Annotated in this window: 25 protein-coding genes; 14 read left to right on the forward strand and 11 right to left on the reverse strand. The window is 70.8% G+C overall.

Going from position 1 to position 24,291, the window contains the following annotated elements:
- Positions 1–12 precede the first annotated feature (12 nt).
- Entirely contained in the window at positions 13–792 is a 780-nt protein-coding gene (locus HCN51_RS36095) for an RNA polymerase sigma factor sigma-70 region 4 domain-containing protein (protein WP_168015941.1), read from the reverse strand.
- A gap of 72 nt (positions 793–864) precedes the next feature.
- Here HCN51_RS36095 and HCN51_RS36100 point away from each other — a divergent pair, with 72 nt between their 5' ends.
- The 7 genes from HCN51_RS36100 to HCN51_RS36130 all read left to right on the forward strand — a co-directional run bounded on the left by HCN51_RS36100 (position 865) and on the right by HCN51_RS36130 (position 7,948).
- Positions 865–1,218: a hypothetical protein gene (locus HCN51_RS36100; protein ID WP_168015943.1), complete on the forward strand. Its 354-nt coding sequence runs from the start codon at positions 865–867 to the stop codon at positions 1,216–1,218.
- 128 nt (positions 1,219–1,346) lie between these two features.
- Positions 1,347–2,000: a TetR family transcriptional regulator gene (locus HCN51_RS36105; protein WP_168015945.1), complete on the forward strand. Its 654-nt coding sequence runs from the start codon at positions 1,347–1,349 to the stop codon at positions 1,998–2,000.
- A complete protein-coding gene (locus HCN51_RS36110; RefSeq protein ID WP_168015947.1) occupies positions 1,997–3,667 on the forward strand; it encodes an FAD-dependent monooxygenase in 1,671 nt (556 codons plus the stop codon). Before HCN51_RS36105 ends, HCN51_RS36110 begins: the two co-directional genes overlap by 4 nt.
- A complete protein-coding gene (locus tag HCN51_RS36115) occupies positions 3,664–4,590 on the forward strand; it encodes a ketopantoate reductase family protein (RefSeq protein WP_168015949.1) in 927 nt (308 codons plus the stop codon). Before HCN51_RS36110 ends, HCN51_RS36115 begins: the two co-directional genes overlap by 4 nt.
- Positions 4,577–5,692: an enolase C-terminal domain-like protein gene (locus tag HCN51_RS36120; protein ID WP_168015951.1), complete on the forward strand. Its 1,116-nt coding sequence runs from the start codon at positions 4,577–4,579 to the stop codon at positions 5,690–5,692. The genes HCN51_RS36115 and HCN51_RS36120 overlap by 14 nt, the downstream gene beginning before the upstream one ends.
- Positions 5,693–5,705: 13 nt before the next feature.
- On the forward strand, positions 5,706–6,686 hold the full coding sequence (locus HCN51_RS36125) for a fumarylacetoacetate hydrolase family protein (RefSeq protein ID WP_168015953.1): 981 nt from the start codon (positions 5,706–5,708) through the stop codon (positions 6,684–6,686).
- Positions 6,683–7,948, forward strand: a complete 1,266-nt coding sequence (locus HCN51_RS36130) for a RidA family protein (RefSeq protein ID WP_168015955.1) — start codon at positions 6,683–6,685, stop codon at positions 7,946–7,948. Before HCN51_RS36125 ends, HCN51_RS36130 begins: the two co-directional genes overlap by 4 nt.
- A gap of 22 nt (positions 7,949–7,970) precedes the next feature.
- Here HCN51_RS36130 and HCN51_RS36135 read toward each other — a convergent pair whose 3' ends face one another.
- Entirely contained in the window at positions 7,971–8,699 is a 729-nt protein-coding gene (locus HCN51_RS36135; RefSeq protein WP_168015957.1) for a hypothetical protein, read from the reverse strand.
- Positions 8,686–9,201, reverse strand: coding sequence for a SigE family RNA polymerase sigma factor (locus HCN51_RS36140; RefSeq protein WP_168015959.1), 516 nt, complete (start codon positions 9,199–9,201; stop codon positions 8,686–8,688). The genes HCN51_RS36135 and HCN51_RS36140 overlap by 14 nt, the downstream gene beginning before the upstream one ends.
- A 130-nt stretch (positions 9,202–9,331) precedes the next feature.
- On the opposite strand from HCN51_RS36140, the gene HCN51_RS36145 reads away from it, so the two are divergent.
- Together HCN51_RS36145 and HCN51_RS36150 are read left to right on the forward strand one after the other, a co-directional pair.
- Positions 9,332–10,240: a hypothetical protein gene (locus tag HCN51_RS36145; RefSeq protein WP_168015961.1), complete on the forward strand. Its 909-nt coding sequence runs from the start codon at positions 9,332–9,334 to the stop codon at positions 10,238–10,240.
- A gap of 207 nt (positions 10,241–10,447) precedes the next feature.
- Positions 10,448–11,422: an SMP-30/gluconolactonase/LRE family protein gene (locus HCN51_RS36150; RefSeq protein ID WP_168015963.1), complete on the forward strand. Its 975-nt coding sequence runs from the start codon at positions 10,448–10,450 to the stop codon at positions 11,420–11,422.
- Positions 11,423–11,900: 478 nt separating this feature from the next.
- Here HCN51_RS36150 and HCN51_RS36155 read toward each other — a convergent pair whose 3' ends face one another.
- The 6 genes from HCN51_RS36155 to HCN51_RS36180 all read right to left on the reverse strand — a co-directional run bounded on the left by HCN51_RS36155 (position 11,901) and on the right by HCN51_RS36180 (position 17,165).
- A complete protein-coding gene (locus HCN51_RS36155; RefSeq protein WP_168015965.1) occupies positions 11,901–12,569 on the reverse strand; it encodes an SDR family NAD(P)-dependent oxidoreductase in 669 nt (222 codons plus the stop codon).
- A complete protein-coding gene (locus tag HCN51_RS36160; RefSeq protein ID WP_428981563.1) occupies positions 12,566–13,009 on the reverse strand; it encodes a hypothetical protein in 444 nt (147 codons plus the stop codon). The genes HCN51_RS36155 and HCN51_RS36160 overlap by 4 nt, the downstream gene beginning before the upstream one ends.
- A 414-nt stretch (positions 13,010–13,423) precedes the next feature.
- Entirely contained in the window at positions 13,424–13,594 is a 171-nt protein-coding gene (locus tag HCN51_RS36165) for a hypothetical protein (RefSeq protein ID WP_168015967.1), read from the reverse strand.
- 26 nt (positions 13,595–13,620) lie between these two features.
- Positions 13,621–15,150: an alpha/beta fold hydrolase gene (locus tag HCN51_RS36170; RefSeq protein ID WP_168015969.1), complete on the reverse strand. Its 1,530-nt coding sequence runs from the start codon at positions 15,148–15,150 to the stop codon at positions 13,621–13,623.
- Positions 15,151–15,240: 90 nt separating this feature from the next.
- Complete coding sequence (locus HCN51_RS36175; RefSeq protein ID WP_206068294.1) at positions 15,241–16,182, reverse strand: hypothetical protein; 942 nt, start codon at positions 16,180–16,182, stop codon at positions 15,241–15,243.
- Positions 16,183–16,265: 83 nt separating this feature from the next.
- Positions 16,266–17,165 carry a LysR family transcriptional regulator gene (locus tag HCN51_RS36180; RefSeq protein WP_168015971.1) on the reverse strand — a complete coding sequence of 300 codons (900 nt, stop codon included), beginning with the start codon at positions 17,163–17,165 and terminating at the stop codon, positions 16,266–16,268.
- Between the two features lie 70 nt (positions 17,166–17,235).
- On the opposite strand from HCN51_RS36180, the gene HCN51_RS36185 reads away from it, so the two are divergent.
- Positions 17,236–18,420 carry an MFS transporter gene (locus HCN51_RS36185; protein WP_168015973.1) on the forward strand — a complete coding sequence of 395 codons (1,185 nt, stop codon included), beginning with the start codon at positions 17,236–17,238 and terminating at the stop codon, positions 18,418–18,420.
- 469 nt (positions 18,421–18,889) lie between these two features.
- On the forward strand, positions 18,890–19,606 hold the full coding sequence (locus HCN51_RS36190; RefSeq protein ID WP_168015975.1) for a chymotrypsin family serine protease: 717 nt from the start codon (positions 18,890–18,892) through the stop codon (positions 19,604–19,606).
- 6 nt (positions 19,607–19,612) lie between these two features.
- Here the strand turns inward: HCN51_RS36190 and HCN51_RS36195 are convergent, their stop codons facing one another.
- A complete protein-coding gene (locus tag HCN51_RS36195) occupies positions 19,613–19,921 on the reverse strand; it encodes an ArsR/SmtB family transcription factor (RefSeq protein WP_240973605.1) in 309 nt (102 codons plus the stop codon).
- 113 nt (positions 19,922–20,034) lie between these two features.
- Between HCN51_RS36195 and HCN51_RS36200 the strand changes: the two genes are divergently transcribed.
- Together HCN51_RS36200 and HCN51_RS36205 are read left to right on the forward strand one after the other, a co-directional pair.
- Complete coding sequence (locus HCN51_RS36200; protein ID WP_206068295.1) at positions 20,035–21,204, forward strand: MFS transporter; 1,170 nt, start codon at positions 20,035–20,037, stop codon at positions 21,202–21,204.
- Between the two features lie 70 nt (positions 21,205–21,274).
- Entirely contained in the window at positions 21,275–21,985 is a 711-nt protein-coding gene (locus HCN51_RS36205; RefSeq protein ID WP_168015979.1) for a dienelactone hydrolase family protein, read from the forward strand.
- A 444-nt stretch (positions 21,986–22,429) separates the two neighbouring features.
- On the opposite strand, the gene HCN51_RS36210 is transcribed toward HCN51_RS36205, so the two are convergent.
- Positions 22,430–23,296: a TIGR03621 family F420-dependent LLM class oxidoreductase gene (locus HCN51_RS36210; protein WP_240973606.1), complete on the reverse strand. Its 867-nt coding sequence runs from the start codon at positions 23,294–23,296 to the stop codon at positions 22,430–22,432.
- A 187-nt stretch (positions 23,297–23,483) separates the two neighbouring features.
- Between HCN51_RS36210 and HCN51_RS36215 the strand changes: the two genes are divergently transcribed.
- Complete coding sequence (locus tag HCN51_RS36215) at positions 23,484–24,143, forward strand: carboxymuconolactone decarboxylase family protein (protein ID WP_168015983.1); 660 nt, start codon at positions 23,484–23,486, stop codon at positions 24,141–24,143.
- The last annotated feature ends 148 nt before the right edge of the window (positions 24,144–24,291 follow it).

Consider the following 24,291-nt stretch of genomic DNA (forward strand, 5'->3'; position numbering starts at 1 on the left):
GCCACCAGGACTTCAGGTTCGCACGGCGCGGCAGAACGCCTCTGCCAGGTCGGCCGCCAGCCGGGCGCGTGCCGCAGCGCTCAGGTGTTCGCCCGTGGCCAGCGCGGCCACGCTCCTGGCCAGCACCGGGCCGGCGAACTGGCTGAGCAGTGTCTTCTCCGGCAGGTCACGCACCGCCCCCGCGTCGATGTGCGTTCTCAGCCAGCCCATGATCAGGCCGACGAAGCGGGGCGCGTAGTTCTCCCGCACGTGCACGGCCAGCGCGCCGCCGGGCCGGGAGGCGATCTCGGCGAACATCGCGGCCATCACCCGCGCCTCGCCCATCATCGCGTCGAGCACCGGTTCGTACAGCAGCCGGGCGGCCGGCTCGAGGCCCGCCGGCGGGTCGGCCAGGACCTCCTCCACGCGTGGCATCGGGCTGTAGCGGTCGAAGACCGCCGCGAGGAGACCGTCGCGGCCGCCCGCCTGCCCCTGGATGGCCTGCACCGTGCATCCCGCGTCGGCGGCGATCATCTCCAGCGTCACCTCGCCGACCCCGTACGTGCCGTAGAGGCGGGCGGCGGACTCCACTGCCCGGTCCCGCGCCGACCGGCGGGCCACGTTCGCGCCTTGCCTGGCCAGGGCCTCGTCGAGGCGGGATCGGTGGCCGATGCGGCGGATGAGCGTGCTCCGTGACACTCCCATCACGGCGGCGATGTCCTCCAGGGTCAGCTCGCTCGCCTCTCTCCCGGTCCGCGTGAGATGGCCTCGTACGGCCGTGGCCACTTCCTCGACGTAGGCGTCGGTCTCCATACCTGGAACTTACACTTGTCTTTGACTCAAGACAAGTCCTAGTATCAGGACCATCCTACGAAAGGACCGATCATGCACGCATTCATCCGCCGGTACCGCATGGGGACCGGCTCCATCGACGACCTCATGAGCAAGGTCAACAGGCAGTTCGCGAGCCAGCTCTCCCCTGAAGGCGACGCCGCCTCCGGCGCCCCCGTGCAGGTGCCCGCCGGCATCGTCAGCTACCAGGCGATCGCCGCAGGCGACGACACGATCATCACCGTGACGTTGTTCGAGACCGAGGAGGCCTGCCGGCGGGCGGAGCAGGGAGCGCGGGACATCCGCCTGAGCCTGGCCGAGTTCCAGGTGGAGGAGACGCACACCTTCACCGGCGAGGTGATGTTGTCCCGGGCGAGCGAGGCGCTGCTCACTCCCGTGGTGCGCTGATCCCGATGGAGCGTGACGCCGGGCGGCCCCTTCGTGTGAGGCGGAGACGGACGCCCGGCCCGCCCCCGGCAAAAATTAAGCGCCCGCTGAATTGACTAATTAAGCAACCGCTGGTTTTAATGGCGGATGTGACGGACGAGAGAAAGCGGCGGCCCGGACGGCCGCGCAGAGACGAAGGACAAGACACCCGGCAACTCCTGCTGGATGCCGCGCTGGAGCTGTTCGCGCTGAAGGGGTACGCCGCGACCAGCGTGCGCGAGATCGCCAAGCAGGCCGAGGTGCACGACAGCGCGATCTACTTCCACTTCGCCAACAAGGACGCCCTGTACACGGCGCTGTTCGAGCAGATGGGCCCGCCCTCGCTGGAGGCGTTGTGCCCCGACCTGGACGCCATGGCGTCCACGGCACCCGACCAGGCCATCCGCGAGCTGGTCGATCGCCTCTTCGAAGTGTGGTCCAGCCCGCGGGGACGCCGCTTCGCCCGGGTGATCCAGCGCGACGGCTCCGGCCAGGACGGCGTCCGCGGGCTGCACACCGCCATCGAGGCGGCCAAGCACCGGCTCGCGGGGCCGTTCAAGGCCTGGCAGGCGGCCGGCCTGCTCCGTGCCGACCAGCCTCCCGAGCAACTGGTGTGGGAGCTGATGGCGCCGCTCGACACCATCTGGTTCCTGCGCCTGCCGCCGGACGCCTCCGATGAGGAGCTCATCGGCGCCAGGAGCCTCGTCGAGGCACATCTCGACTACTTCCTCACCTGCACCATGACCAAGGAGGCGACGTCATGACCGTCCACGACACACAGGTGCTCGTCGTGGGAGCCGGGCCCACGGGGCTGACCGCGGCGATCGAGCTGCTCCGGCAGGGCGTGGACTGCATGCTGATCGACGAGCGCAGCGAGCCCGCACGCTACTCGCGCGCGCTCGTCCTGCAGGCACGCTCCCTGGAGCTGCTGCAGCTGCACGGCCTCAGCGACGCGTTCGTCCGCGACGGGTACCTGGCTCCCGGCTTCAACTTCGGCGCCGACGACCGCACGCCCGCGATCGTGGAGATGTATCACACCGGCAGCCGCTACCCGTTCATGCTGACCCTGTCGCAGGAAGAGACGGAACGAGCCCTCACCGAGCGTCTCGGCGAACTCGGCGGGACCCTCCACCGCGGGCTCAAGCTCGTCAGCGCCGCCCAGGACCGCGAGGGCGTGACCGCCAAGCTGACCGGCGAGTCGGGCGAGCGCACCGTTACGGCCCGCTACCTGATCGACTGCAGCGGATCGCACAGCGTGCTCAGCCAACAATGGGGGACGACCGAGGAAAGCCCCCTGTTCCGCGGCACCGCGCTCATCGCGGACGTCCTGGTCGAGGGGGACCTGCCGCGCGGATTCGTCAGCCTGCACACCAACGAACGGGGCGGCCTCGCTCTGCTGCCCTTCCAGAACGAGTACGTGCGGGTCATCGCCTTCGACCTGGCCAAGATGGAGATCTCACCCAAGGAACCCCTCGACATCGAGGAGGTCCAGGAGACCGTGGACGCGATCGTCCCCTATCCCCTGCGCATCGGGAACCCGCAGTGGATCACCAGGTTCCGCGCCCAGAACCGGCTGCTGAGCACGTACCGGAACGAACGGCTGTTCTTCGCCGGCGACGCGGCGCACCTCTACATCCCCGTGGCCGCCCAAGGCATGAACACCGGCATCCAGGACGCCTTCAACCTCGCGTGGAAGCTGAGCTTCGTGTGCCGGGGCCGGGCGCCGGAGTCGCTGCTCGACAGCTACAACGAGGAACGGCACCTCATCGGCGAGCGGACCCGCAAGCTCTCCGACCTGCTCTTCCAGCTGTTCATCAAACAAGCACGCTCGACGACGTACCGCAAGATCAGCAGCAAGGTCATGGGGCTCGCCCTGTCCACGACCCCGGTGCAGAACCTCATGAGCGGCCGGGTCTCCCAGACGGGGGTGGAGTACCGGCACACGGCGCTGTCGAAAGCGCAGCGCTTCGGCGGGCTGCCGAAGAGCGCGATCAACGCCGGCGACCGGGTCCCCGACCTCGACCTGGCCGACAGCGACGGCCTCGGCGTCCGCCTGTACGACCTGATGCGCACGCCGGGATTCGTGCTCATCGGGTACGCCTCCTCCTACACCTCCAGCCGGAAGAAGGAGGCGATGGCCGCCGAGCTGGCCCGGCTGAAGGATCGTTACGCCGGTTCGCTGCAGTGCCTGATGGTGCTGGGCGAGGGGTTGCCCCGCCAGGGAGACGTGCCGACGTTCCTCGACGCCCGGCGCGAGGTGCTGCACAAGCTCGGCGCCAGACCGGGCGATGTGTTCCTGGTCAGGCCCGATGGCTATCTCGCCTTCCGCGCCGACGACCCGCGCAGGCTGCCCGGGCTGCTCGGCTCCTGGCTGAGCACACCCGTTACCGACAGCGGCGTCCGTACCGTGCCGGACGGGGCGCTGCGATGAGGATCGCGATCGTCGGCGCCGGCGGGGTCGGCGGGTTCTTCGGCGCGCTGCTGGCCCGGGGCGGCGCGGACGTCACGTTCGTCGCCCGGGGCGCCCATCTGGAGGCGATGCGGCGGGACGGCCTCCGCATCGAGGGCGGCGCCCATCCCGTCCACCTTCCGGAGGTGCGCGCGACCGACGACCCGGCCGAGGCCGGCCCGGCCGACCTGGTGATGCTGTGCGTCAAGCTGTGGGGCGTCGAGGCGGCCCTGGAGCAGATCCGGCCGCTCATCGGGCCGGACACCACGGTCGTGTCGTTCCAGAACGGCGTTCTCAAGGACGACTACCTCAGGGACGCCTTCGGCGCGGAACGGGTGATCGGCGGGGTCGCCTACGTCGCCACGCGCATCTCCCGCCCGGGGGTGATCGCACAGACCGGCTCCTTGCAGCGGCTGGTCTTCGGCGAGTTCGACGGCCGCGTCTCGGCCCGGGTCACCGCCTTCCACCAGGCATGCGTCGCGGGCGGGATCAACGCCGAGGTCAGCCCGGACATCCGGCGCCAGATCTGGCAGAAGTTCGTGTTCCTCACCGGCCTGTCGGCCACGACCGCGACCACCCGCCTGCCCATCGGCGCCGTCCGGGAAAACCCGCAGACCAGGGCCTTTCTGCTCGACCTCATGCGGGAGGTCGTCGCGGTCGGGCGGGCGTCCGGCGTCGCACTCGCCGAGGACTACGCGCGCGAGTGCCTGAAGCTCGTCGACGACGTCGCCTACGACATGACCTCCTCCCTCTTCCACGACCTCGACGCCGGACGTCCCCTCGAAGTGCGGTGGCTGTCCGGCGGCGTCGTCGAGCTCGGCAGCAGGACGGGAGTCGGCACCCCGCTCAACCGGGCCGTCGCCGACATCCTCGCCCCGCACGCCGACGGCCATGCACGAGGCTGAGCGGGCGGAGCGCCCGCTGAGCGTCGAGTCGATCGAGACGATCCCACTCGAATTACCCATGCGCTTCCCCCTCGGCACGAGCGCCACGACGGTGCGCACGGCCCCGCTGCTGCTGTGCACCCTCAGGACGCGGGAGGGCGCCGACGGACGGGCGTACCTGTTCTGCTACTCCATCGCGGCGATGCGCGCCCTCGACCTCCTGCTCCACGACGCCGCCGGGTTCATCGCGCAACGGCCGCTCACGCCACGGCAGGCGGCGGCGGAGCTGGCGCGCCGTGCCACGCTCGTGGGCGTGACGGGCCTGGTCCGCATGGCGCTGTCCGCGATCGACATCGCGCTGTGGGACGCGCTCGCCGTCGCCGCCGGCCGCCCGCTCGCGGCGCTGCTCGGCGGCACGCGAACCGCCGTGCCCGCCTACAACTCCAGCGGGCTGGGCCTGATGGCACCGCACGCCGCGGCCGATGAGGCCGCCCGGCTGCTGACCCATGGGTTCGGCACGCTCAAGGTCCGCCTGGGCCACCCGACCCTGGACGAGGACCTGGCGGTGCTGCACGCCATCCGGGAGCGGGTACCCGGTACCGGGCTCCTGGCCGACTACAACCAGGCGCTCACCGTCGAGGACGCGCTCCGGCGCGGCCTGGCCCTGCAGGACGAGGGCATCGCCTGGCTGGAGGAGCCCATCCGCCACGACGACCTGGCGGGAAACTCCCGGCTGGCGGACGCGCTCGACGTCCCGATCCAGCTCGGGGAGAACTTCAACCGTCCCGAGGAACTGGCCGAGGCGGTCGATCGCGGGGCCTGCGACCTGGTGATGCCGGACGTCGCCCGGATCGGCGGGGTCAGCGGCTGGCTGCGCGCGGCAGCGCTCGCCGCGGCGCGCGGGACGCCGATCTCGTCCCACCTGTTCCCCGAGATCAGCGTCCACCTCCTGGCGGCCGGCCCCACCGCCCACTGGCTGGAGTACGTCGACTGGGCCGGCCCCCTGCTGCGGCACCCCCTGCAGATCCGCGACAGCCAGGCGATCGTCCCCGACCGGCCCGGGATCGGGCTGGAGTGGGACCCCGACCGGGTGGCCTTCCACCGCTACGACCGGCGGCACTGACAGGAGAGCACGAATGAGACTGCTGACCATCGACGCGGGCGCCGACGGCCACGCCGGAGCACTGCTCGGCACCGGCGACGTCCTCGACCTCGCCGCGACCGCATCCGGCCCGATCACCCGGCGGGTACCGCCCTCGGTGCGGGGCATCCTCGAAGGCGGCGAGGAGACCCTTGGCCTGCTGAAAAAGATCGTGGCCACCATCGAAGCCGACGACACGGAACAAGAGCGCCTGCGCGAGGCGGGCGCGCTCACCCCGTACGCCGTCACGCCGCTGCGCGCCGTCGTCCCGGACCCCGCGCTCGTCCTGTCGACAGGCATGAACTACCGCACGCACCTCCAGGAGATGCGGAACGTCGCCCCGCCGCAACTCCCGTACGCGTTCATCAAGGTCCGCGAGACGCTCACCGGGCACGGCCACCCGATCGTCCTGCCCCGGCGGTTCCCCTACATGGTCGACTGGGAGGGCGAGCTGACCGTGGTGATCGGGCGCACCTGCCACGACGTGCCGGAGGACGAGGCGATGGCGTACGTCGCCGGATACACGCTCGCCAACGACGTCTCCGCGCGCGACTGGGCCGGTGAGTTCTACGCCGCCACGGGCAAGGTCGACGTCCTGCAGGGCTGGGGGCGCGCCATCAACGGCAAGCTCTTCCCGACGTTCCTCCCGTGCGGGCCGGTCCTCACCACGGCGGACGAGATCGCCGACCCGCACGACCTGCGGCTCACGACCACGGTGAACGGCACCGTCATGCAGTCGGCGAGCACCGGAGAGATGATCTTCAGCATCGCGCGGCTCGTCTCCTACTTCTCGCAGTGGTACCGGCTCCGCCCCGGCGACATGATCACGACCGGCACGCCCGCCGGAGCGGGGTACGCCCGCGACCCGCAGATCTTCCTCAGACCGGGCGACGTCGTGACCGTCGGCGTCGAGGGAATCGGCGAGCTGCGCAACCCTGTCGTCGCGGCCGGCGCACGAGGCCAGGTGGGAGCATGAACGAGATCGTGAAAGCCGTCGTTCCGCACCTCGCCGGGACGGCCATCCGCCACGCGCCCGCCGTCAAGGCCGGGCCATGGGTGTTCGTCACAGGCCAAGAGGCCATCGACCCGGCCACCGGCGCGACCGGCGGGAACGCCCCGAAGATCGGCGAGTCACGCCGCCGCCGCGAGGGCGAGGCCGTCATCGCCGAACTACGGCGGCTGCTCGGCGAGATGGGCACGGACTGGTCGCGGAGCGTGCGCGTCGACCAGTTCTACACCAGCCCGGACGCGGTCAACCCCTACCACCGCGCCCGGCGGCACGCCGTCGGGGATCATCTCCCGGCCAGCACGTCCGTGGTCGTCGATCGCTGCCTCGCCGCGACGAGCTCCGTCTCGGCGGGCCTGATCGCCGCCCACCCGGACGCGGGACACGACGTCGCCGCCGTCCACCCGCCCGGCACCGAAGCCGGCGGGCACGGGGTCCCCCCTGCGGTGACGTGCGGGGAGTTCGTCTTCGTCTCCGGTCATATGGCCAGCCAGTCCGGCGAGAGGCTCGACCCGCGCGCCGCCGTCCCGCCGGACATGCGCTGGGGCGCGAGCGCGATCCGGCGCCAGACCGAGCACCTCATCGCCCACCAGCTCACCCCGCTCCTGGAGGCGGCCGGGTCGTCGTGGGAGACGGTCGTCAAGGCGCAGGTCTTCCTCGGCGACGGCGACGACCTGCCGGAGTTCCTGGAGGTCTGGTCCGAGCACCTGAACGGCATCCCGTGCGCGCTCACGGTCGTCCCGGCGGCCGCCTTCCGCATCGCCCAAGGACGCATCGAGATGAACCTCGTCGCGCTGCGGAACGAGGCGGCCGGACGCAAGACGGTCGTCGAGGCCGGACTGCCGCATGGCGCCGCGCTCGGCCCTTGCGTCCGGGCGGGCGACCTGCTCCTGCCCTCAGGCCTGATGGCAGTGAGGGCGGACGGAGCCGTCGCCGGCGCGGGAATCTCGCCGACCCTGGACGGCCTCGCCCATGCCGGTCACCTGCAGGCCGCCACGATCTACGACCACGCCGACGCGCTGTGTGCCGCCGCCGGCACATCCATGGCCGGCGCGGTGCGCGCGCAGTACTTCGTCACCGCGGTACACGACTTCCCCGGCGTCACGGCCGCCTGGGCGGCCAGGTACGGCGACGAGCCGCATCCCTTCTGGTGCCTGCAGGTGCCACGGCCGCTCCCGGCGCTCGGCGCCGCCCTGGTCGCCGACTTCTGGATCTACGCGCCCGAGCGATGAAGCCCGCACGCCCTCATGCTCGTCAGTCCGTCGAGGTCAGGCCCTCGGCGATCTTGCGCAGCTCGCGCTCGACGGCTTCGGAGGTGCGCAGGTCCTTGGCGTAGACCGGGCTGAACGAGATCTCGGCCCGCCGCCGCTCGCCCATGTCGAGGAACAGCGTGGGGGTGCCCTTCATGCCGTCCTCGCCGACGTTCTGCACGACCATGTAACCAGCACGGTCGCCGATGGCCACCTCCTGCCCCTCTCCCTCCTGCCGGTGAATGCTGATGCGGTCGTCGACCTCCAGCACGGCCTCGTCCTCGAACACGTAGATCTGGACGCAGTAGAAGCCGTTCTTGTCGCCCTTGTAGTCGTAACCGGTCGAATAGCTGTCGCCGAAGTCCACGGACCAGTTCTGCCACCGCAGCCCCTCGGGCAGATAGCCCACCTTGACATGCCCGAACGCCTTCCCGTCGCCCAGGTCCCCGAGATCCTTCTGCGTCGGCCTGCCCGTGGGGGGCAGGTCGTCGATGGCGGGCGGGGGCGGCGGTGTCTCGGTGACGATCGGCGCCGGCTCGGAGCCCGTGACCGCCGCCAGGTAGAAGGGGGCGGCGCCGGTGACGGCCACGGTGGCGGCCAGCGCGGCCAGCACGCTGCGCCTCCTCCTCCGCCTGGCGGATCGCATGACCCGCAGCCCGAGGTCCGGCGGGACGTGCAGCCTCGCGGCCTCCTCCGCCATGAGGTGGCGAATGCGGTCCTCAAGCGCGGCCATGGCCGATCACTCCTTCCACGGACTCCTCGCCGAGCGCCGCACGCAACTTGGCCAGTGCCCTCGAGCACTGACTTTTGACCGTCCCGATCGCGCAGCCGAGCACCTGCGCCGTCTGCTGCTCGCTGAGGTCCTCCCAGAACCGCAGCACGACCACCGCACGCTGCCGGGGCGGCAGCGCGCGCAGCGCGTCCATGAGCACCTCGCGCAGATCCACGTCGTCCGAGCGCGCGGGGGTGTCCGGCAGCACACGCACAGGGATCATCCGCAGAATCGCCCGGCGGCGGGCCCGGCTGATGGCGGTGTTCACGATCACGCGGCGCACATAGGGCTCGGGACTGTCGTGCCGTACCTTGTTCCAGTTCCTGTAGGTACGCTCCAGCGCCGTCTGCAGCAGGTCCTCCGCCTCCGCCCGGTCCCCGCAGGCGAGGTGGGCGAGCCGCAACAGGGTCGTGGCCCTGGCCGCCACGAACGCGCCGAAGTCATCCTCCGCGCCGCCGCTCACGGCGATGTCTCCCGTTTCACGCCCCCTTATACGCCTCGGCCGTCCGCAAGGTTGCTCGTGTGTCACAGGCAACCTTCAGGGGCGCCCGAGCGTAGTGAGAGGCGTTACCTCGCAACCACGGAGGATGCACATGAAGCTGGCGACCGCATCGGGGCGGCGGCTGATCGTCGCCGGGACGTGCCTGGCGGTGGCTGCCGCCGCGCCGCCGGCGCTGCCGGGACTGGCCGAGGCACCAGTGACGCGGCTGGCGGCCGCATCGACGCCGGAGGGCACGTACTGGCACACGAGGGTGTTGTCCCGCCGCGACAACTTCCGGCAAGTGGGCAGCCGCGCGAACCCGTACTGGGTGGTTCAGCAGCGGCTCATCGAGCAGTGGCACACCACGGACGGCAGGGGCTGGACCGGGTACCGCGAAGCGGCGGCATACCAGAAGAGCGCCAAGGACCGCGAGGCCTGGCGGCGCGACGGCTCGCCCGCCAAGTGGACCCGCGACGTGGCGGGCCAGACCGTGGTGCTGTCCACCCGGCCGACCAGGGGCCACGTCACCCCGATACGCGGCCAGAACACCCAGTTCTTCCTCGCAGGGCAGTACCTGACGTACGAGGAGGTGCAGCGGCTGCCCGCCGACCCGGCCGCGCTGAAGGCGTGGCTGACCAAGGCTGTCCAGGTGCAAGGAGGCGGGGAGATCGACGTCCGCGTCACCAGCACGCTGCCCGAACTGCTCTACCGCCTCCCGGCGCCGAAACAGGTCCGCGCCGCGGCCTACCAGGTGCTGCTGACGCTGCCCGGCGTGCACGCCGAGGGCGCCGCAGGCGACGACCTGGGCAGGAACGGCACCGCCCTGTCGATCGACCAGCGGCAGGCCACCGGTCCGAAGGACAAGCAGGGAAAGATCACGAGGCGGCTGATCGTCGACACCGCCGGCATGGTCCTGCTCTCGGACGCGCAAAAGGCCGAACGACCGGGCGTCGACAACACTGATCTCGTCCTGCACGCCGGCTGGACGAACGCCGCACCCGCTGTCCCTGCTCTGCCTTGATGGGGCGGCTTCTGGCGCGGGCTGTGCACTGACGGTTGGCTGTCAGTTCACCAAAGCGACCGCCTTTACCTTGTAGATCTTGTTCGTCGTCGCCCACTGATCGGCCGGACCGTCCACATCACGGAGAGACGGCCTCGCACAGGCCCGTACCCGGCCAGTCATCGAACGGATTCGCGCGAGCCCGCCGCAGCGTAGCGTACTCGTCTCGTGGAGACTCTGAGGCGATGGCGGGTGACGGCGGCCACCGCGTTGACAGCGGTGTTGGCGGGCGTGTCGGCAGGTCCCGCCCATGCCGACCCCCGCCGGTACACCTTCTCGTACACGATCGCGGGTGAGCGGGTCTTCCCCGAAGGAGTCGTCGCCGACCAGGCGCGCGGCGTGTTCTACGTCAGCAGCGCCTACGACGGCACCATCTACCGCGGCCGAGCCGGTCACCAGCGACTGGAGGTCTTCCTGCCCGGCGGCGCCGATGGGCGCACGCAAGCGCAGGGCCTGCGCCTGGACCCGCGGGGTCGGCTGTACGTGGCGGGCGGCGCCACCGGCCAGATGTGGGTCTACGACACCAGGACCCGATCCCTGGTCCGCCGCTTCGACACCGGCCTCAGGGAGGACGTGCTGGTCAACGACGTGGCGTTGGACCCCGCGGGGAACGCGTACTTCACCGACTCCCGCACGCCGGTGCTGTGGCGCTTGCCGGCCGGCCAGATCCGGCCGTCCGCCACGCCAGCCTCCGCGGAACGCTTCCTCGACCTGACTCGGACGACGGTGCGCTACCAAGAGGGCTTCAACCTCAATGGCATCGCCCTCGCCCCCGGGCGGCGCTCACTGCTCACCGTCCAGTCGAACACGGGCAAGCTGTTCGCCATCGCCCTGCCCGGCGGCCGGGTGACGGAGGTGCCGGTCGAGCAGGGGCCGCTGACCGGAGGTGACGGCCTCACCTTCACGGGGAAGCGGCTGGTCGTCACGCGTTCCGCCCCGGACCGGCTCGACACCCTCACCTTGGGCACCGTCAAGGCGCGGGTGGTGCATTCCTACACCGACACCACCTTCCGTTTCCCTACCACCGCCGCGCTCCTCTACAACCGGCTGCTGGTGGTGAACGCGCAGCTCGACCAGGACCCCGACGGGCAACCCGAGCTGCCGTTCAGCGTCAGCGCCGTTCCCCTGGAGAAGCTCGGGTAGCCGGTGCCCGGCAGGCCCGCTCCCGCGCCAGCGGGACGACCCTGCGGAACTTGCCGCCGGTCTCCTGCCGGGCTGCTCGCGAACGCTCGATCGTGACGTCGCCGGCCCCATGCCCCTTGAGCATTCGGGCGAGGTCATCGAGCACCGTCCACCGTCCACCCCGTCGTCCAGGTGGGCGATCGGCGTCTTCGCCTCATTGAAGGCCAGACCCCGGGAATCGGGCCAGACGGCCAGGCACGTCGTGACCAGCTCAGCCTGTTACGAGAGTGACACAAGACCAGCAGGTCGTCGGCGTATCTTGAGCCACCGGCCGGCCAGCTACCGAGCGGGGAAGGTCCCCAGCGAGGCGAAGAGGTGATCGTGGCTGAGCCGATCGAATACCGCTTCCAGGTCCGCATCCAGCACCCATAGCCGTTCAGCCAGCGTGCTGCTCCACCTGTCCTTGTTCGCCGCGGTCGCCGTCACTGCGCTCCACTGGTCACGCCGCACGAACTGAACGCAGGCCCACCGGCTCGCGCTCGCCGGCAGCAGCAGGGACGGGCTCGTCCGCCTCGACCGCCTTGATGATGACGCGGGCCGCACGGGCCGGGTCCCCGGGCTTGGGCACCAGCGGTACTGACGGCGTGGTTGGTGTACCTGCCACCGTCTGGGCGTAGTCGTCCATCGTGGTGACCGAGCGCACGATGGAGCGTGCGGCGAAGTCGGTGCGGACCCGTCCCGGCTCCACTGCCATGACGTTGATGCCGAGCGGGGCGATCTCCTCCGCCAGCGCGTACGAGGCGCCCTCCAGCGCCGCGTTGCTGGCCGCATAGCAGGCGGTGCCGGGAATCGGTATGCGCGCGGTGAACGGCGACATGTTGACGATCACCCCTGCACGCCGGGCGCGCCTGGCGCGCAGGACGGCCTTGATCAGGGCGATCGGGCTGGAGAAGTTGGTGGCGAACAGCATGCGCGTGCTGGCGTCACCGCCCTCTTCGAGAGCCGCGAGATGGCCGTGTCCAGCGTTGTCGTCCAGCACGTCGATGGCCCCGAAACGTGCGAACCCGTCGGATGACTGGACAGGCGCCCGGCTCTCGCCCCGCGACCCGGCTGTGCCGCTCGCGGTCTTGGTCCCGAGGCCCTGCCCGTCACCGGAGTCGTCCGTCATCCTCCGTCATCTGTCGCTGGCGAGGCCGTGCCCTCGCCACCACGCCCGGCACCGTCGTCACCGCCCTCGTCATGGGGCTCATCACGGGGGACGGCGGGCCGCACCGGTCGGCAGCTCGAGCCGCAGCCGCCGAAGCGGGCGCTGTTGACCGGGGTGAACGGGGTCTTCGGGGTGCCCTTGAGCGCGGCCATCATGGTGTCGTTCCAGATCGGGCCGGGGATCGTGGCGCCGAAGACCGAGCCGTAGGAGCGGCCGCCGATCGTGACGTCGTTCAGCTTGTGGTCCTGCGCGCCTCGCGGGTCGCCGATGCTGACCGCGCCCGCCAGGTCCGGGGTGAACCCGGCGAACCAGGCCGTGGCCTGCGCGTCCGTGGTGCCCGTCTTGCCGGCGGCGGGCCGGCCGATGCCGCCGACCCCGCGCATCGTGCCCTTGGTGAACACGCCGGACAGGATGCCGCCACCTGGTCGAGCGTGACGCTTTCGCGGTACTGCTCGCAGAACCAGGCGATCTCGTTGCCCTTGGCGTCCAGGACGGTCGTGCGTTCCGCCAGCGGAGGCTCGGCAAACTCTTCGGGCCTGATGTCCAGGCTCTCCGACGCGGAGACGAACAGCGCCCCGGAGCCCCCGACCACCGGCAGGCCCATGGCGGCGACGATCACACCGGCCGCCGCCGCGGCCACCGACAGTCGTGCGACACCCGACCATCGGGAACGCACGGCAGCGGCCCCTGCCCGTGGTGACATGTGAGCGGCTCCTCGATCCCGGGCCTTGAATTCATGACTGAAGAGCGTTCTCCGGCCGGGGGTGTTGTGCGAGGAGGCGAATCGCGGTACGGCCGATGCCTGGAGGCCGCGGCTACCCTGCGGCGATCCTGCGGAAGGTCTGCTCGTCGGAGGGCTGCCGGCCCGCGCCGGTGTTCAGCTCGCCGCGATGGCTGAACGCTGCCTCGCCCGTGCTGATGAAGACGTCGCGCAGTTCGAGGGTGCCGCCCGGCGCGACGATGGTGCCGGTGAGAGAGCTGAACACTGGCACAGAACCTCTGATCGATTGGTTCACCACAGGTGCATCCCGCGGATCGCCGCAGCCCGGGCAAGCCTTGAGGGCTCTTCCGCCGGGCAGCGGTTGCCGGTGACGGGGGTGGCCGGTGAGATGAGGTAGGTGTCCATGACCTTCGTGGTGCATTCGGTCATGCCGTACACGCCGTGGCCCCAGCCCTCGTAGGTGAGCAGCGTGGCCTTGGAGCCGAGCTGGCGGGCCACGTTGGCCGACCACTCATACGGGGTGTCGGGGTCGTGCTTCGAGGTGGCCACCAGCAGCGGGGTGCTGCCGAGGTAGCGCAGCCGGTGCTGCGGGTTGCCGACCGGGTGGCCCTGGCAGATCGGCATGTCGCCCATCGGCATCGGGTTGTAGCGCAGGTCCGGGGCGACCGCGTTGGAGGCGCTCATCACCTCGGCGTAGTGGGCGTAGTCGCGCAGCCCCAGGTTCCAGTCCTGGCACAGGATCGCGGTCGGCAGCTCGGCGGTCTCGCCGCCCACCTGCCAGTTGCCGGGCGGGCCCGGCATGTCGTCCGGCACCGGGCCGCCGTCCAGGGCGAGCAGCACCTGGGCCTCCAGCCGCCAGGACGGCGCCTCGTTCATGATCACGCCCAGCCAGAGCAGGTTGTGGGCCGGCACCGGGCGGCCGTCGCCCGGCCACAGCAGCTCGCCGCGCTCGGCCTTGTCCAGCAGGCTCTTCCACAGCGCGCGCACGTCGCGGCCGTGCAGCACGCACTCGGTGTCGCGCTCGCACCAGGCGACGAACTCCTCGAAGCTGTCCTGGACGGTGGCCGCCTCGGTGACCTGGAACGCCTTGACGTCCAGGCTGTGGTCCATGTTGCTGTCCAGGATCATGGCGCGGATGCGGTGCGGGAACAGCTCGGCGTACATCTGCTGGGCCAGGGTGCCGTAGGAGACGCCGTAGGAGGTCAGCCTGCTCTCGCCGAGCGCGGCGCGGATGGCGTCCATGTCGCGGGCCACGTTGACCGAGTCGAGGTGGTCGTACAGCGGGCCGGTCCGCTTGCGGCAGTCATCGCGCAGCTTGCGGTCGAAGGCCACCCACCGGTCGTAGTCGGCCTGGCTGGTCATGACCGGGTACGGCATCTCGTTGTAGACCGCGGCCGAGCACGTCACCGAGCCGCTGCGGGCCACGCCGCGCGGGTCGTAGCTGACGATGTCGAAGCGCCGCTGGATCTCCTCGCTGAAGCCCGAGGGGCGCAGGATGTCGTTGACCCCCGAGTTGCCCGGCCCGCCGGGGTTGGTCAGCAGCGACCCGATGCGGGCGGACGGGTCGGTGGCCTTGCGCCGGGCCAGCGCCAGGTTGACGGTCGGCCCGTACGGCCGGGACCAGTCGATCGGCACGGCCAGCGTGCCGCACTCGACGCTCGGCTCCTCCTCGCACGGCCCCCAAGTGATGCCGCGCCTGCCGATCTCGTCGGTGACGTCCTCTCCAGTCGTCGCCGCGCCGGCCACTCCCGCCATCGGAGCGGTCAACAGCGTTGCCATCGCCACGAGGGCGGTGGTGAACAGGGACATTCTTCTTGGCACGTTTCTCCTCATTGTTGACCGGCCGTGGCCGTGTACGCGAGCGCGTCGCTCGCACCAGTGACGCCAGACATCAGGGCCGCCTCCTGTAGGTCAACCCTTGGTCCCGCTCCAGCCGCTCCTTTCCCTGAGGGCGGAGGGCTCGGGGTCGAGGTGGCCGAAGACCTCCTGGGCGGAGGCCATGCTCCGCCGCAGCGCCCGCTCCAGCAGGCCGGCGTCCACGGCCAGGCGTTCCAGCTCCGGTACGGCGAACCCGTCGGCCCCCGTCTCGGCCACCAGTTCCTCGTACTGGTGCACCCGCCCGCGCAGCTCCTCGACCTGAAGGCGGGCCTGGAACGCGCGGTCGGCCTCGGACACGTGGGCGGCGTACCGTTCGAGTGCCACCACGCGGGCCAGCACCGCCTTCTCGCTCAGGTCCAGCGCACGAGTGAGCGGCATGACCGCAGCCTCGGCCTCGGGGGTGAGCCCCTGCGAGACGGTTGCCCCGTGCATGGCGCGCACGGCCGACAGCTTGGCCAGCAGGCGCGCGATCTCCCATTCCTGCGCGGGCAGCATCACCGCGTTGCGCACGTCATCGAGCAGGCCCTTGGCATTGACCTCGGAGGCGGTGACGACGAAGATGGCGCGCCGGGCGCGGGTCAGCAGGCGCCCGGCGGACGCGTCGAGATCCTCGACGAGCACATAGTGGCCCTCGTAGCAGCGCAGCAGCGAGAACAACTTCCGCTCGTGCTCGAACTCGTCATCCTCATCCTTCGGCCGGCGGAAACACTCGATCAGAGACGCGATCAACAGGCAGAAGGCGAGCGGCACGAGCGGCAGCAGGAACAGGCCCAGGCCCGTGAGCCCCAGAATCAGCAGCACGCCGGGGAGGGCCGCCAAGCCAAACGCCACGATCATGAGGTACTCGCTGCGTCGGGACGGTCGTCGCAGCCCGGGAGTCCAGCCCCGGCGCGACTTGAGCAGGACGTCCCGGCTCTCCCTCAGCGACTGGGCGTCTTTCGGCGGCACCCGGGGGTCGACGATCACATCCGCCATGAATCCGGATCCTCGACGCGGGTTTCGGCGGGCGCGGCATGCATGCAGGAACCTTCCCCCAGAGACCGGGGCGGGCGAATCTGTCACGTGACTGGTCTCAGGGACCCCGGCCGCAGGACCGTTTCGAGGAAGGCGTGACTGACGGGGCCCAGCGGGCGGGAGGCGGAGGCGGCCAGCGCGACCTCGAACTCGGCCGGGAGGTCACGTACCCGCAGGAACCGCACGCCGGACGCGTCGCGGGCCAGGAACCCGGGCACGAACGCGATCCCCAGCCCGTGCCGGACCAGGTCGAGGATGGTGGACAGGTCGTTCATCTCGAAGGTGACCCGCCGCTTGAGACCGGCCGCGGCGTAGGCGGCGTCCACGGCGGAGCGCACGCCCCAGGTGAGGGGGAAGTCGATCGTGTTCTCGGCGGTCAGCTCCGCCAGCCCGACGGTGTCGCGCCCGGCCAGGGGGTGGCCGGGGTGGCAGGCCAGCAGGATGGTCTCGGTGCCGATCGGGTGCAGGACGAGGCCGGGCAGGGCCGAGGTCACCAGGAGGAAGGCGAGGTCGAGGTCGCCGTCGTGCAGGCGCTGGGCGTGGTCGGCGAGATCGTGCGCGCCCGTGCCCTGCAAGTGGATGGCGACCTGGGGGTGCCCCGCGCGGAATCGCGCCAGGTGGATGGCGATGCCGGTGGGCGCGTAACCGTACAGGATGCCGAGATTGAGTGTGCCGGTCAGGCCGCTGCGGATACGGGCCAGCTCCTGGCGGGCGGCGGCGACGTCGTCGAGGATGCGCCGCGCCTGGTGGAGCAGGGCGTGACCGGCGGGGGTGAGTTCGACGTGCTGGGTGGTGCGTACGAACAACGCCAGGCCGAGATCGCGTTCCAGCGCCTTGATGGAGGAGGAGACGCCGGACTGCACGATGTGCAGGCGGGCGGCGGCACGGGTGAAGTTCAGCTCCTCGGCGACGGCGACGAAGTGCTCCAACCTGCGGAAGTCCATCTCTGTTTCTGCTCAGCTCATCGGGTTTTCATGTTGGACGGAGATCGATGATGTCTCCACAGTGGGTGCCGTGTCCAGAACGTGGCGGCCCGTGGCGGCGGTCAGCGCCTGTTACGCGGCCGGGATGGCCGCCAACACCGTGCCCACGCCGCTGTATCCGCTGTACCAGCAGCGCGACCGGTTCGGCGTCTCGACCGCGACGCTGGTCTACGGCGTGTACGCGGTGGGCGTGCTGGCCAGCCTGCTGCTGGCCGGCCGAGTGTCCGATCGCGCGGGGCGGCGGCCGGTACTGGTCGTCTCGGTGGTGGTGCAGGCGCTCGGCGTCGCGGCGTTCGTGCTGTGGCCGGGCTTGGCGGGGCTGCTGATCGCGCGAGTCCTGTCCGGGCTGGCCGTGGGTCTCCTCACCCCTGCGGCCAGCGCTTTCCTGGCCGACCTGTATGCCGGTGCGGGCCGGGACCGGGCGGCCAGGACCGGGACGGCGGCCAACTTCGGGGGCTTGGCCGCCGGGCCGCTCATGTCCGGGGTCCTGGCGCAGTGGGGACCGGCGCCGCTCGTCCTGCCCTATCTGGTCTACGCGGCGCTGCTGGCCCTGGGCCTCGGCGGGCTGCGGCTGGCGCCGGATGTCAGGCCCATGTCGAACGGATGGCGATACCGCCCGCAACGGCCGGCGGTGCCGGAGTCGGGCAGGGCCGTGTTCTGGGCTGCCGTGTGGGGCAATCTGCTGGCGTTCGCGGTGCTGGGCCTCTATGTGGGCATGACGCCCGCGGTCCTGGCCGCCATCGGCCGCGGCGGATCGCCCGCGCTCACAGGCGCGGCGGTGTTCGCGGTCCTGGCCGCGGGCACGGCGACCCAGCTCTCCTCGGCCTGGTTGCGGCGCACCCGCCCGGTCGTGCCGTCCCTGGTCCTGCTGTGGTGCGGGCTCGCTCTGGGAACCGTCGCCGTCTGGGCATCGGAGCTGGTGACGTTCCTGATCGGCGGGGTGTTGTGCGGGGGCGGCGCGGGATTGTTGTTCAAGGTCAGCGTGGCGGCGGGGACGGCGCAGGCGGAGGACGGGCGCGACCGGGCGGGCGTGCTGGCCACGCTGTTCCTGGCCGCCTACGTGGGCATGTCGATCCCGGTGATCGGGCTCGGCGTGGCGACCCAGCACATCGGTGCGCGTATCGCGCTGACGGGCTTCGCGGCCCTGGCCGCCGGCGTGCTCGCCTGTGTCGCGCCCGGCCTGCTGCGGGGGCACGCGCCGGACGAGCGCCGGTGAGCTCGCGCAAATACCGTCGCGTGACTGATTCGCCTCACCCGTGCGTTCGCCGACCATCGGCAACAACGACTCGAGGAAGGCCGGAAACCCATGCCTTGTCGTACGTTGACGATCACCGTGGCGCTCGTCACGGGATTGTCCTTGTCCACGGGCCCGGCGCAGGCCGAGCCCGAGGATGTCGCGACCATCGCTGACGAGCAGGCGGCGCTGGCGCAGGATCTGGGCACCGTCGCCGCCGACGAGGGCCTCACCTTGGAGGAGGCCACCGCCCGCTACGGCTGGCAGGAGGATTTCGTCACCTTCGCCAACCATCTGCAGGACACCTATCCGGACGAGTACGCCGGCGCCGCCGTGGGGCTTCTCCGAGGCCGAGCTGAACAGGACGCTGACGGACACCTACTACGGCATCCGGGCCCGGACGGACCTCGTCGCCGACACCGGCGGCGACTACGACGTCGAGACCGGCGTGGTGACCATCGAGGTACAGCCGCAGGCGGGGCTGACCGCGGCGGCCCGGCAACACCTGAAGGGCGATCTGCAGCCGGCCCCCGTGCCCGGCTCCCCCATCCAGGTCAACATCACCGTTGTCGACCAGATCGAGCAGGCCACCGAGGCGTACATCAGAGGCGGCGGCTACCTGGATCTCCCTGACGACGGAATCTGCACCACCGCGTTCACCGTCAAGTTACGTGACGGCGGCTACGGCGTCTCTACCGCCGAGCACTGCGGCCGGGGACGGACGCTGCGTTACCTGAATCACGGCAGTTCCGCCTACACCACGATCAAGTGGAAGGGCGGCAACGAGAACATCTTCGGCGACTTCGCCTGGTACACCCGCGGCTCCTACACCGCGGCCAGGACGTACTTCTGGGACTACAACAAGACCCGCTACGTCGACCAGGTGAAGCGTCCGGTCAAGGGCATCAAGATCGCCAACTTCGGCCGGACGACCGGTTCCAAGCATGCCAAGGTCTACAAGGTCAACGTCTGCTCGGGTGAGGCGTGCGGCCTGACCGCGATGATCAAGGCGGGCACGCGGGGCGGCGACAGCGGCGGACCGTGGTACTGGGGCGGCACCGCCTACGGCATCCACCGCGGTCGGAAGAAGATGGGCGGCACCTGGCGTGCGGTGTTCACTCCCGCGTTGGCGCTGGCGCAGACGGAGAACCCGGTGTACGAGCGGTAGCCCGCCTCACCGCTGGGGTCTGGGCGGGGTGGCGGTGAGGATGGCGGACAGCAGGCCGGGGAAGCGGCGCTCCAGGTCGTCGCGGCGCAGGCGGCTCGGGCGGGCGGTGCCGTCGATCCGGGTGGAGACCAGGCCGCTGTGGCGCAGGATGTTGACGTGATGTGACACCGTCGAGACCTTCACCGGTAGATCGAGTGCGGTGCAGGTGGACTCCTCCACCTCGGCGAGCAGCCGGACGATGCGCAGCCGCATCGGGTCGGCCAGCGCCTGCAGCACGGTGGCCACGTCGATCTCATCGAGGTCGGGCTGTGCCATCCACGTTTCCATCGCGCCCCTCTCATGTCCGATGACCGTCCTCTTTTACGATATCCATCGTAGCTCTATTACGATGAGTGTCGTAGTTTCCGACGCATATCGGAGGAGGCATCGTGACCTCGCCCTCGCCCACCGCCCCGCGCACGCGCTGGCGTCTCCACGCCGCGGTGCTGGCCTTCGGCGCCTTCGCGGTCGGCACCGACGGCTTCGTCGTCGCCGGGCTGCTCCCCGCCGTCGCCACGTCCCTGCACGTCACCGTGGCCGCCGCCGGCCAGCTCGTGACCGTGTTCTCCGCCTCGTACGCGGTGCTCGCACCGGTGCTGGCCGCCCTGACCGCCTCGTGGCCGCGCAGGAGGGTGCTCGTCACCGCTCTGGCGGTGTTCGCGGCGGGCAATGCGATCACCGCGCTGGCCCCGTCGTACGGCCTGGTCCTCGGCTCGCGAGCGGTCGCCGCCGCCGGAGCCGCGCTGTTCACCGCGACCGCGAGCGCGACGGCGGCGCTGCTGGCCGGTGAGCGGGAACGGGGCCGCGCGATCTCGTTCGTGATGCTCGGCGTGACATCCTCGCTGGTCCTCGGCGCCCCGCTGGGCACGCTGATCGGCGACCTCGCCGGCTGGCGGACCGCGATGTGGCTGGTCACGGCGCTCGGCCTGCTCGCCGCCCCCGCCATCTGGCTGCGCCTGCCCGGGGCGGCCGGGCGGGGCGACGGCGACCTGCGCGCCTTCCTCGCGCCGCTACGCGACCGGCGCGTCGTCACCCTGCTGGGCGTCACCGTGGTGGCCTTCACCGGCATCTACCTGCCCTACACCTACGTCAGCGAGATCTTCGCGCCCGCCTGGGCGGGCGGCTCGGGGCTGGCCGTCCTGCTGCTGGTCTACGGCCTGTCCGGAACGGCCGGCAACCTCACCGCCGGGCACCTCGCCGACCGGCACGGCCCCCGCCGCGTGGTCGTGACGGTCATGCTCGCCCTGGCCGCGGCCTTCGCTCTCATCCCGCTCGGACGCGGCACGTTCGGGACGGCCGTGGTGACCATCGTGGTCGTCGGGTTCCTGTCGTTCTCGGTCACGACGCCACAGCAACATCTCGTCATCAGCCTGGCCGGGCCAGGCGCCGGGCTGGTCACCTCGCTCTACCAGTCGGCCGTTTACCTGGCCGTGTCGCTGTCCGGAGGGGTGGGGGCACTCGCCCTCGAGGCGTGGGGGGCAGCCGGCCTGCCCTACCTGGCCGCCGTCCTGATGCTGGCCGCCGCGGCGACGAACGCCACCCGCGCCGGGCGTGCCTGACCGGCGGCAGGTGCAAGATCCAGTCGCTTGACGGATTCGGGGGCGCCGCGGCTGCCTGGAACATCTGAGGATGCGAACCCGCATCGACACCCTGACCACCGCCGACGGCTCGTTCGACGCCTACATCTGGCTGCCCGCCGCCGGGACCGGCCCCGGGATCCTGCTCCTGCAGGAGATCTTCGGCGTGGGCCCGTACATCGAGAAGGTCGCGCGCGACCTGAGCGAGCTGGGCTATGTCGTCCTGGCCCCCGAGCTGTTCTGGCGGATCCGCCGGAACTGGCGGGGCGATCACTCCGAGCGGGGCGTGGCCGAGGCGCTCGACCTGTCGCGCGACTTCGACTTCGCCCAGGGAGTGGCCGATTCCGCACTCGCCCTCTCCCATCTGCGTACTCTGCCGGAGGTGCGGGGCGGGGTGGGCTCCGTGGGCTTCTGCCTGGGCGGCGGGCTCAACTACGCGCTGGCCGACACGATGGACGCGGTCGTCTCCTTCTACGGCTCCACCGTCCCGGCCGCCGCGGGCGACATGAGCACGATCAGCTCGCCGCTGCTGCTGGTGTTCGGCGGCAAGGACGAGTACATCCCGCGCGACCGCGTCGCCGTGGTGGAGGAGGCGGCCCGCGACCTGGCGAACGTGGAGGTGTACGTCGCCGAGGAGGCGGGGCACGCCTTCCACAATCACGAGGCGCCGATGTTCTACCATCCCGAAGCGGCCGCCGCCGTGTGGAGCCGGGCGGTCGGCTTTTTGGGCACCCACCTGCCCGTGATCGCGGACGGATCGTGATCCAGCACACGGGAGCGGCGCTGACCTTGGCCGCCATGCCCGCCGCGCCGCCCGCGCAACCATCGGCAGGTGACCTAGCCGCCGGTGGCACCCTCGGCGTGGACGCCGATGGCGACGGGCAGGCCGACGGCGATGACGATCGGCAGGGGAGGGAAGCCCCGGCCCGGCGTCATCGCGGGCCGTCGAAGTACAGCAGGAACATCATGCCCGCGATCCACAGGACCTGGATGACCAGCAGGACGGACAGAATGGCGAGGAGCACGACGCGCCACCTGGGCTCCTTCTCCTCGCCGGAGGAGTCCTTATGGTCGCGATCCGGTACGTGACGCACCCTCGTCCTCGTCATGCCGTCGGAGCCGTGAGCAGTGGTGACATGCACGCCAAGCTAGAGGCCGGGCGTGCGGCTACGAATCCGTCATGTGACCGGATCTCAGGCAAAAAGGCTCAGCGCAGGAGCGCGATGACCTCGCCCATCGCCTCCAGCCCGCCCTCGTGCACGGTGACGTAGCCGAAGCCGAGCCGTTCGCGGTTGAGCAGGATCTTGTCGGCGATCTGCCGGGCGGTGCCGACCATCAGGCTCGGCATCTCCGCCCGCTCCTCCACGCTCAGGCCGGGCGCGAAGTGGGCCAGCTTCTCCAGGGCCGCCCTGCGCTCGTTGGTGATGACGACGACCGGGACGGTGCTGTTGAACTCCACCTCCCGCCCGTCCAGCGCGGCCCTGACGAACTCGACCCGCTCGGTCAGATCCTTCAGCCCGGCGAAGACCGGCAGGCCGCTGCCGTCATGAGCGGAGGAGGCGGCGCCGTTGAAGCCGATGATGTCGGCCTCACGGGCGGCGAGTCGCAGCAGCCGGTCGCCCCGTCCGGCGATCATGATCGGTGGTCCGGGTCGCTGGGCCGGGCGCGGCTGGGACCCGGGGTCGGCGAAGATCTCGCGCAGGCGCGAGACCATCCGGCCCAGTGCCTGGACCCGCTCGCCGCCGGTGCCGAACGGCAGGCCGGCCGCCTCGAACTCCTGCCGGGCATGCCCGGCGCCGAGCCCCACCTCCAGCCGTCCGCCGGTGAACACGTCGGTGGTGGCGATGTCCCGCGCGGCCAGCGCGGGCCGGTAGAAGCCGGCGTTCAGCATGTACGTGCCCACCCGTACCCGCTCGGTCGCCTCGGCGGCCAGAACGAGGGCCGGGAAGGGCGACGGCATCCCCAGATGGTCGGCCACGGAGATCGTGTCGAAACCGAGCGTCTCGGCCTTTTTGCACTTCTCCACCCATTCGCGACGGGTGGCGGGCAGGTGCAGGGCGACTCCGAATCTCATCGTCATTACGCCTCCTTGGAGTCAGACTCCTGACACCATATCCCCAAACGAGGACTTGAAAGTCCCCATTTGGGGATATATCGTGAGCTGATGAGGCGGAAGACGGCGCGGCCCTGCCCCGGCGAATCTCGCCAAGCTCCTCGGCCCCTCACCACCCCATCCCACGATCACGAGAAAGGCCGGCCCCATGGTTGACCTCCCCAGCAGCCCGCTCGCCGCCGTCGACACCGAGTTCGAGAAGATGGCGCTGGAGACCGGCGGGTTCACCTTCGGCCTGCCGGGCACCAGCGTGCGGGAGAAGCTGCTGCAGGTAACGGCGCACGACATCTGCCGCGCCAGCTTCGGCCTGCCCTTCAAGATGCACGTCCTCGCGATGAGCATGCACGGCATCCCGTACGCGGACATGCTGGCGTTGATCAGGTTCGTGGCGCCGTACTCCGGCTATCCGTCGGCCGCGGGGGCGCTCGGCCGGGTGGCGGAGATCGCCGGCGAGCTCGGTCTCGACACCACTGCCGAGCCGTCCCGGGTGACGGACAGCTCGACGGGCGGCTCGGCGGGGGTCTCCTGGCCGGTGGCGGACTCGTGGATGGCCGGGTTCGTGGCCTCCCGTACCGGGCGGGCCTGGTCGGAGGAGCGGCTGAGCCCGCGCGAGCGCGCCTTCGTCGCGCTCACCGCGCACGTCACCCAACGAGCGCTCGGCGAGTCGTTCCGCCGGCACGTCGAGCTGGCCCTCAAGGTCGCCGGTGCGGACGACGTGCGTGACGCCGTCCGCTTCACCGCCGAGATGGGCGTCTTCGAGACGTGTGCCGCGCTGGAGGAGCTGGAGAAGATCCTGGCCACGTCCTGACCGCGGGCATCTCAGCCGATGCCGGTCAGGGCCCGACGCGTGCTTCTCGCCTGCCCTGTGAGATCCGATTTGCGCTTGTGCAGCGCGGCCACCTCACGCTGCACATGGTGCAGGTCAGCGGTGTCCGTGCGCATTTCCCGACCGGGGT

It is taken from the genome of Nonomuraea composti (assembly GCF_012034275.1).
GTDB classification, from domain to species: domain Bacteria; phylum Actinomycetota; class Actinomycetes; order Streptosporangiales; family Streptosporangiaceae; genus Nonomuraea; species Nonomuraea composti.

Bases quoted from the DNA above. Each gene is read 5' to 3' on its own strand.
- HCN51_RS36095 (WP_168015941.1), bottom strand. From the start codon at position 792: ATGGAGACCGACGCCTACGTCGAGGAAGTGGCCACGGCCGTACGAGGC.
- HCN51_RS36100 (WP_168015943.1), top strand. From the start codon at position 865: ATGCACGCATTCATCCGCCGGTACCGCATGGGGACCGGCTCCATCGAC.
- HCN51_RS36110 (WP_168015947.1), top strand. From the start codon at position 1,997: ATGACCGTCCACGACACACAGGTGCTCGTCGTGGGAGCCGGGCCCACG.
- HCN51_RS36115 (WP_168015949.1), top strand. From the start codon at position 3,664: ATGAGGATCGCGATCGTCGGCGCCGGCGGGGTCGGCGGGTTCTTCGGC.
- HCN51_RS36120 (WP_168015951.1), top strand. From the start codon at position 4,577: ATGCACGAGGCTGAGCGGGCGGAGCGCCCGCTGAGCGTCGAGTCGATC.
- HCN51_RS36125 (WP_168015953.1), top strand. From the start codon at position 5,706: ATGAGACTGCTGACCATCGACGCGGGCGCCGACGGCCACGCCGGAGCA.
- HCN51_RS36130 (WP_168015955.1), top strand. From the start codon at position 6,683: ATGAACGAGATCGTGAAAGCCGTCGTTCCGCACCTCGCCGGGACGGCC.
- HCN51_RS36135 (WP_168015957.1), bottom strand. From the start codon at position 8,699: ATGGCCGCGCTTGAGGACCGCATTCGCCACCTCATGGCGGAGGAGGCC.
- HCN51_RS36145 (WP_168015961.1), top strand. From the start codon at position 9,332: ATGAAGCTGGCGACCGCATCGGGGCGGCGGCTGATCGTCGCCGGGACG.
- HCN51_RS36155 (WP_168015965.1), bottom strand. From the start codon at position 12,569: ATGACGGACGACTCCGGTGACGGGCAGGGCCTCGGGACCAAGACCGCG.
- HCN51_RS36175 (WP_206068294.1), bottom strand. From the start codon at position 16,182: ATGGCGGATGTGATCGTCGACCCCCGGGTGCCGCCGAAAGACGCCCAG.
- HCN51_RS36180 (WP_168015971.1), bottom strand. From the start codon at position 17,165: ATGGACTTCCGCAGGTTGGAGCACTTCGTCGCCGTCGCCGAGGAGCTG.
- HCN51_RS36195 (WP_240973605.1), bottom strand. From the start codon at position 19,921: ATGGCACAGCCCGACCTCGATGAGATCGACGTGGCCACCGTGCTGCAG.
- HCN51_RS36205 (WP_168015979.1), top strand. From the start codon at position 21,275: ATGCGAACCCGCATCGACACCCTGACCACCGCCGACGGCTCGTTCGAC.
- HCN51_RS36210 (WP_240973606.1), bottom strand. From the start codon at position 23,296: ATGAGATTCGGAGTCGCCCTGCACCTGCCCGCCACCCGTCGCGAATGG.
- HCN51_RS36215 (WP_168015983.1), top strand. From the start codon at position 23,484: ATGGTTGACCTCCCCAGCAGCCCGCTCGCCGCCGTCGACACCGAGTTC.